The sequence below is a fragment of the Methyloceanibacter sp. genome (genome assembly GCF_051306395.1).
Taxonomy (GTDB): Bacteria; Pseudomonadota; Alphaproteobacteria; order Rhizobiales; family Methyloligellaceae; genus Methyloceanibacter.
Map to the genome: position 1 here is coordinate 1 of NZ_JBPPND010000187.1, position 2,289 is coordinate 2,289.

The 2,289-nt window shown below is 66.5% G+C and carries 3 protein-coding genes; all 3 read right to left on the reverse strand.

Annotation, left to right across the window (positions count from 1 at the left end; translation table 11 throughout):
* Positions 1–963: cryptochrome/photolyase family protein (locus ACSLE4_RS09675; protein ID WP_435904249.1), on the reverse strand; the 963-nt coding region annotated here is incomplete at its 3' end.
* 6 nt (positions 964–969) lie between these two features.
* Positions 970–1,494: an O-acetyl-ADP-ribose deacetylase gene (locus ACSLE4_RS09680; protein ID WP_435904250.1), complete on the reverse strand. Its 525-nt coding sequence runs from the start codon at positions 1,492–1,494 to the stop codon at positions 970–972.
* 48 nt (positions 1,495–1,542) lie between these two features.
* Positions 1,543–2,289: MBL fold metallo-hydrolase (locus ACSLE4_RS09685; RefSeq protein WP_435904251.1), on the reverse strand; the 747-nt coding region annotated here is incomplete at its 5' end.

The window sequence follows — 2,289 nt, forward strand, 5'->3', positions numbered from 1 at the left end:
CCCGCGCTGCCAGGCGCGCAGCGCTTGTCTGTCTTCCCGCCAAGGAAAGTCCGCGAACTCGGGGCGCAGCGGCTTCTCCGGCATTTCGGGGAAGCGATAGAGCAAGTGGTAGGAGAATTCGCGCCAGCCGATCTGACGTAGGAAAGCCTCGGCGCCTTGGGATTTTCCCGGCACGGCGTGGGCCGCGTGGCGCACCGTATGCCAGACTTGGCTTGGGCTGATCTCGCCAAAGTGAAGATAAGGCGACAGGTGCGAGGTGGCGTCATCGCCGAAGCTGTCGCGGCTGGTTGCATAGGCCCGGAGACCGCTGTCGATGAAGTCCGACAGTCTCTCTTTCGCGGCGTCCTCGCCGGGTTGCCAGGTCTCGCGCAAGCCGCCGGCCCAGTCGGGCATGGTGGGCAGAAGGCCGAGACTATCGAGAGACAGGCTCTTGGCCCTGGCGAACGCTCCGAGCCGCGGCGCTTTCGATGGCGCGCGGGGCGCCGGCGCGGCCAAGCAGGCCTTCCAGAACGGCGTGAACACGCGATAGGGCTTGCCACTGCCGGCGACGATCTCCCCCGGCGCGAACAGAAGCTGGCCCGGATGAAGATGGAGCCCTGCGCCTTTCGCTTCGCAGAGCCTCGCGACGGTCTCTTCGAGGCCCGCGTCCCACGGGTCATAGGCCTTGGCTATATGAACGGCGCCAGCGCCGGTCTCATCGAGCACCGCGCCCAACACGTCCGCCGCTCGTCCCATCCGCAAGCAGAGCTTTCCGCCGAGAGACTCGTCGAGCGCCTTGAGACTGCCATGCAGCCACCAGCGTGACGCGCCGCCCATGCGGAGATCGCCTGGGGTTTCGTCGTCGAGGATGTAGAGCGGGAGCAGGGGCGCATCCGTCTTTGCTGCTGCGGTCAACGCTGGGTTATCGGCAAGGCGCAGATCGCGGCGGAACCAGACAATGACCGGGGACTGAGAGTTCGCCATGCGCGGTTAATCTTGCGGCGCCGTGGCGGCAATGGCCGCTTCGTGCAGGCTGCGCGACTCGGTACCGAAGCAGCAGAACACCACGCGCGCGATCTCCGGCACGTCGGGGAGCGTCTCGCGCACGGTGCGCACGGCGATCAGCGCGGCGCGGTCCGGCGGGAAGCCGTAGATGCCGGTCGAGATCGCGGGGAAGGCGATGGATGCGAGGTCGTGCTCGGCGGCAAGCGCGAGTGCGTTCCGATAGCAGTTTGCCAGCAGCATTCCTTCGCCTCGCTCGCCGCCGCCCCAGACCGGCCCCACGGTGTGAATCACATAGCGGGCGGGCAGCCCGAATCCCTCCGTGATCTTGGCTTCGCCCGTGGCGCAGCCGCCGAGCTTGGCGCAAGCGCTTGCCAGCTCAGGGCCGGCGGCGCGGTGGATGGCGCCGCACACGCCGCCGCCCGGCGCCAGCGCTTCGTTGGCGGCATTGACAACGGCGTCGACATGGAGGGTCGTGATATCGCCTTCGACGATCTCGATGTGGCCCGGCATGCCCGTATTGCACGCCGGAAACCCTGGTCGATCAAGCCCTCGCGAGGCTCACAAATCGAGCTGATAGGAGTGCGGAATCCAGCGATAGCCGCCGTCCTTCCGCCGCTCCACATAGCCGATGGACGGAAACGGCATATGGAAGGCGCTGACGGCCACGCGGTCCGTGGCCACCTTGTCGAACATTCGGGCGCGGGTCTTGGCGCCCTGCTCTCTGTCGACGTCGAACACGCAGTGCCAATCGGGGCGCACCAAGGAGGCGACATGATGGTGCGCGCAGTCGCCCCAGAAGACGAGACGCTTCCCTCCGCTCTCGATGTCGAAGCCAAGATGGCCGGGGGTGTGCCCGTAGGCGGCCATGGCGCGGATGCCGGGGGTCACCTCGTCGCCGGGCTTGAGGAACGTCGTCTTGTCGGCGAGGGGCACCACGTAGTCGCGGAACAACGCGGCGAATGGCTTCAAGCCGCCTGCCGGTTTGTCGCCGGCCCAGAAGTCATAGTCGATCGCACCCGTGACGTAGCGTGCGTTGGGAAAGAGGAGTTTTCCATTCTCCATCACGCCACCGATATGGTCGGGATGACCGTGAGACAGCACCACGACGTCGATCTGTTCGGGCTCGAAGCCGGCCGGCGCAAGCTGCGCGGCGAGCCAGCCGCCTTGCGGCCGGGGGACGAAGCCACGTTCGCCGTTGCCGGTGTCGAACAGGATTAGTTCCTTGCCGGTGTTGACCACCATGGGCGTGAAGCCCGGCCGGTATTTGTTCGTCGGCAGCAGGTTGTCGCGCATAACTTGATCGAC

What these genes read in the sequence shown, in the direction of transcription:
- ACSLE4_RS09680 (WP_435904250.1), bottom strand. Translation starts at nt 1,494, where the DNA reads ATGCCGGGCCACATCGAGATCGTCGAAGGCGATATCACGACCCTCCAT.